General features: G+C 45.6%; 2 protein-coding genes. One reads left to right on the top strand and one right to left on the bottom strand.

Going from position 1 to position 4,286, the window contains the following annotated elements:
* Positions 1–322 precede the first annotated feature (322 nt).
* Positions 323–3,046 (bottom strand): cation-transporting P-type ATPase, encoded by a 2,724-nt coding sequence (locus QT987_RS29415; protein ID WP_333246993.1) that lies wholly within the window; start codon positions 3,044–3,046, stop codon positions 323–325.
* A gap of 809 nt (positions 3,047–3,855) precedes the next feature.
* On the opposite strand from QT987_RS29415, the gene QT987_RS29425 reads away from it, so the two are divergent.
* The coding region (locus tag QT987_RS29425; RefSeq protein ID WP_333246995.1) for a transposase family protein at positions 3,856–4,286 on the top strand (431 nt) is incomplete at its 3' end.

Raw genomic sequence — 4,286 nt, forward strand, 5'->3', positions numbered from 1 at the left:
TCCCGCCCGTCCTTTTTGGCCGGGCGGGACGCCCATCCCACTTTCAAGAGTGGAAGTTATTTAATTCTCATTCCTTAGCAATTCACAGGCTTAAACCTTTTCGTCAAGCAGGCTTGAACCTTGGCAGTGCAGTAATTTCTGTTTCCACAGCTTGAATTGATTGTGTAGCCGCTATTTCTGCTCGATCGCTCTCAGCATCCTGACTCACAAAAAATGTGGCCTGTGTTGCCCTCAAATAACCACATAGGGCGATCGATTAGGAAGTTCGCGCTCAAACGCATAAATTCCAGCCGCGCCAATTAGAGTGACGATCGCTATCAGTTTAAGCAAGAGGAGCAAACCGCTTTAACAACAGAGCAGGCACAATGACTGGAATCCCTGCACCGATACAAATGAGAGCTTGGATAAAACTAAGCGGTTGGGTAGCAAATAGCGGGTTTATGAAAGTCAACTGGCTAAAGAAAACTTGAAATATAAACACACAAGCCACACCGATAGCAGGAATAAAGGCAATTTCTTGAGTGCGATCTTTTAAATACGCAAACAGAGATGGAATACATTGGCTAATACTCAATAAGTAAAAGGTTTCTGCGGAAACGAGGGTATGGACTGCCATTGTCCGAGCCAAATTGATATTACCTGTGGCTTGCGAAGCCCATTCAAAAATTCCAAGTACAGCAATGAGATTGAAGATTGAAATAATCAGGATGCGCCACAGCAATTTTTTCGTTAACAGGGGTTCATTGGGACGGCGGGGCGCTCGCTGCATAGTCTCAGCCGATTTGGGCTCAAACGCTAGAGTGGCACTAAGGGCGACGGAACTCACCATATTCACCCAGAGAATCTGCACCGGCAAAATTGGCAGGGTTGTACCAGCCAAGATTCCCACCAATATGGTCAGCGCCTCTCCACCGTTGACGGGTAGGATAAACCCAATGGTTTTCAGCAGGTTGCCATAAACGGTGCGTCCTTCTTCTACGGCGGCTTCAATGGAGGCAAAGTTATCATCGGTCAACACCATATCTGCTGCTTCTTTGGCAACTTCCGTACCTGTAATCCCCATCGCTATGCCAATATCTGCCTGCTTCAGTGCTGGGGCATCATTGACCCCATCTCCAGTCATCGCAACAATTTCGCCCTTGGACTGCAAAGCTTCTACCAGTCGCAGTTTCTGTTCAGGCGCAACCCGCGCAAACACATTACTAGCTTCAACGGCATTCGCCAGTTCTCGATCGTCCATTTCTGCCAGTTGCTTCCCAGTGAACACTAGGGCATCTTCTTCTTGGCTCAGTCCCATTTTACGGGCAATCGCGGCGGCAGTTAGGGCATGATCGCCCGTGATCATCTTGACTTGAATTCCCACAGACTGACAGACTCGCACGGCGGCGATCGCTTCGGCTCTGGGTGGGTCTATCATGCCTTGGAGTCCCAGAAAGACTAGATTGTTGTCAATATCTTCGCGATCGATCCCCTGCTTTTGGGCAGAGATTTCTTTTTTAGCAAATGCCAGTACCCGTAAACCTTGGGATGCCATCCGATCGACAACTTGCTCAATTTCCTCTCGATTTAAGTCGATGTTTTGACCATCTGCATCAATTTGGTGATGACATTGCTTGAGAATAGACTCTGCCGAACCTTTAACATAAATCCTGTGGCGATCGGCTAGTTCTCTTGACTGATGCAAGGTTGCCATATATTGAAACTGCGACTCAAAAGGAATTGTATCTAGTCGCGGTTGTTCCTGCTCTAGTTCTTGCAGTGTCAACCCTGCCTTTTGCGCCGAGACAATCAGTGCCCCTTCGGTGGGATCGCCTGCTACAGATAACTGCCCCTCTTGTTCTTGCAGGTGAGAGTCATTGCACAATAAGCCACACTGCAAGCATTCCTGCAATATGGGGAATTGACTTACCTCTACGGGGCGATCGTTTTGTAAAATCGAGCCTGACTCTAGATAGCCCACCCCACTAACAGTGTAGGAACTCCCCCCGGCATAGATAGCTTGGACGGTCATCTGATTTTCGGTGAGAGTGCCTGTTTTATCGGAACAGATTACCGTCGTACTACCGAGAGTTTCGACGGCGGGGAGTTTGCGGATAATTGCGTGTTGCTTGGCCATCCGCTCCACCCCCAGCGCTAGGGTGACAGTCACCACGGCTGGAAGTCCTTCGGGAATGGCACTCACGGCTAGGGCAACTGCGGTCTTAAAGCCGTCTGTCCAGGTTCCTCCTTTGCCCATCACCACAGCAAACATGAATGCTGACAACCCTAGAATGACGTACAGCAGACTCTTACTAAATTGCTCAATCTTGCGAGTAAGTGGTGTTTCCAGCCCGGTGCTTTGATCCATCAGTTGCGAAATTCGCCCAGTTTCCGTCTGGTTGGCGATCGCTACCACAACTCCTTTTGCTTGCCCAAATGTCACCAAGCTTCCGGCATAAGCCATGTTGGTGCGATCGGCTAAAACCGTTTCCGTTGCTAGGGGTTCGGTTGCTTTTTGGACGGGAACGGATTCCCCTGTCAATGCAGATTCACTCACCTGCAAGTCGCGCACATTAACTAACCGCACGTCAGCAGGCACTTTGTCACCAGATGCCAGTACCACCAAATCGCCAGGAACCAGTTCGCGGGAGTTCAGCCGAACCTTTTGCCCGCCTCGAATCATGGTGGCTTCAGTGGTGACAGATTTGGCTAGGGCGGCGATCGCATTTTCGGCTTTCGATTCTTGGATAAAGCCAATCACGGCGTTAATCAACATCACGCCCAGAATCACCCCCGCATCCACCCAGTCCTTTAGCAACAGGGTGACGATGCCAGCAACTAACAAAATATAAATCAAGGGTTGGTTGAATTCCATCAGGAAACGGATGATGGGGCTTTTCCCTGCTTTCCCTTTGATTTCATTGAAACCATAAAGTTTCTGACGTTCAGACACCTCTGCTTCTGACAATCCCGCTTCTAAATCTGTCCTCAGATATTTCGCAGCATCGGCCGCAGATTGCTGATGCCATTGCTGTTGAGTGAGATTGTCAATAGTAGAAGATGTCATGCTCAGATCCTTGAATGAATTTAATCGCCTTACATTAACCTCTGTTCGGGATAATTTAAAACTGTCTTTGGGAGGGTTTTTCAGGCGAAACCTTTCTCAGATTTAAGCTGTTCAGCATCTAAAACGCATATTGCATATTATTATTATGATATTTATAAAAAGTCAATGCCTACTAAAAACTTCCTCAGTTCCGAGACAAGGGAAAATCTTCAACAAGTATTAAAGGAGCATTAGCATCCAGACATTCGGCTTCATAGCCTTAATTTTTTTATTGCTAAAGAGCGGAAATACACAAGCTCAAACTGCTGAACTAATAGGATGCTCTCTGAGAAAAATTGCTTATTGGAGCATTCATGGTGTTCCTGATAATTTAGACACTTTTAAAGATAATAAGCTGTTACGCATTTAAACCATTAACGATCCAGGTAAGCTGCCTCAGAAGCGAACACTTACTATAAATGGGAAACGCTTATTGACGCTCCGCACCCTACTATCCTCCTTTAAAGGTCGAACAGCTTAGGATGAAGGGTAATTACCGAAAAGCCACAAAAGAATACATTAATTTACTTTGATAAACAGTTGAAGTAGAACTTGAGAAATATGGCTATGAATTCGGGATATGGACAACAGCTAGACTTGCCATATATCCAGGGTAATCGCATCTAATTTGGTAGTTTAAAATACCGATTATTTGGCACATTTATATAATCACATATCTCGTTTGAGGAGCAGAGATGTTATCTAGACATCTCCAAAATAGTAACATTATGTGGTAAAAGAACATAAGAGACCTTTTTTTACACAGAAAGATGAGCGACATCCTGAATCATATTGAAGAAAATCCTAAAGAAACACAGCGATTAATTGGTCTGGCCTATGAAGAGTTACAACAATTGCTCCAAAATGCCGAAGGATTACATCATGAAAAACAAGCTTTACTAGAAGCAAAGAAAGTGAGAATTATTGCTGGTGGAGGAGGTCGAAAAGCCAAACTATCTCTGACCGAACAAATAATTTTAACCTTGGTCTATCTGAGGCATATGACAACATTTCAACTTCTCGGCATCCAGTTTGGAGTAAGTGAGTCTACAGCTAATGATACATTTAACTATTGGTTGCCGCACCTGCGACCATTGCTACCATCTAGCTTGCTGGAACAAGTAAAAAAAAACGCTGCTGACCATGCAATAGTTAAGGAAATACTCACAGAATATGAATTAATAGTAGATACCTACGAACA

It is taken from the genome of Microcoleus sp. SVA1B4, assembly GCF_036700545.1.
Lineage (GTDB): Bacteria > Cyanobacteriota > Cyanobacteriia > Cyanobacteriales > Microcoleaceae > Microcoleus.

Coding starts and splice junctions, on each gene's coding strand:
- QT987_RS29415 (WP_333246993.1), bottom strand. CDS start 3,046: ATGACATCTTCTACTATTGACAATCTCACTCAACAGCAATGGCATCAG.